Origin of the sequence: Campylobacter sp. 2018MI34, assembly GCF_016598975.1 — a bacterium.
Lineage (GTDB): Bacteria > Campylobacterota > Campylobacteria > Campylobacterales > Campylobacteraceae > Campylobacter_D.
On record NZ_JAENKS010000050.1, the window covers coordinates 1 to 1,312 of the forward strand.

The following is a 1,312-nucleotide window of genomic DNA, read 5'->3' on the forward strand; positions in this document are numbered from 1 at the left end:
ACTCATTAGCTTATCTAATCTATCCATTATATTATTTACATAAGAATTTATACTTTCATTACTTGCTTTCCAACCATTAGCTTTTGCTTGATTAAATTCTCTATCAAACCAAGCTCCACCACTGCCTATGTATATATTCTGCCATTTAACTCCTTTATCCATTGCATATATACTTGCATCAAGCCATCCATCTTGTGCATAGCCTTTTAATAGCTTAGCAAAATCTACTTTACCTGTCATAATGTCATCTAAGGAAACATCAAAAGAAGGATTTGCTTTCATTTCTTGATCAAGTTTTGCTTCTAAAACTTTTGCTTCAGGACTAAAAACAACTTGATTTGGAGATGGAAGAGGCGAATAGGATTTTAAAAAGCTCATAAATAAAGCTTCTTTAGAATAGCTTCCATCATCATTTTGTGGATAAACTGACATATCAGGATTAAAGCCACCTTCACCTGAAGGACCTTGCTTCATACTTTGTGGAGAAAAGTCAAGTTTTATAAGGTTCATACCTAAATTCATAGTAGAATATTTAATTGCTTGTGCTTCGTGAAATTGTTCTGCATTAAATATATTTTTTACAATTTGTTCTTGGTTATCATTATAATCACTATTTAATCCTTTTGGTAATTGTTCCAAATCTGCTTTGCTAAAACTTGTTTTATCATTTGGAAATACACTTATTACTTGATTAAAGCTATTATAATAGGACTTAACAATAGAAGCCATATCAAAACTATTATAATAATTTCCACTAGTTTCACTAGCTATATTTTCTTGATTAAATCTCTCTATCTCATCCAAAGTAGATTTATGTATTTTAAAATCATCTGGCAATCCTGCAGCTTTATTAAAATCACTTCCCATATAACCATCTTTATCTACACTATAGCCATAAGCTAAAGATATAGAATTACTTACATTAGCTAAAGGATCAGCTTGTTTATATTTTAAAGTATAAATAGAATTTTTAAATTCACTTGATATATTGGTAGAATTTAAACTATTATTATTTAATGTATTAGTAGAATTTAATACTTCAGCTCTTATTAAAGTTTGAGTATTCTTACTTTGAATTTCATTTAATTTAGTGACATTTTGTTTTAAAAAAAACATTTGCAAAATTTATTTTTGAATTTTCTTTACTTTCTTTATTTGCTTTACTTTGTGAAAGTATAGAGCCATAACTTGAATTATCATTTATACTAAAGATGCTCATATTAAATCCTTTATTTAGATTTTTCTGCCTTCAATCTAAATATAAAATAATACAAGCAATATTTATTCCATTTTATGTCAAAATGGAATAAAT

1 pseudogene is annotated in these 1,312 nt (G+C 27.1%); it reads right to left on the reverse strand.

What is annotated here, in order from left to right:
• Positions 1-1,219, reverse strand: a pseudogene (locus JG676_RS09040) (Cj0814 family flagellar-dependent secreted protein); the annotation flags it as partial.
• Between the last annotated feature and the right edge of the window lie 93 nt (positions 1,220-1,312).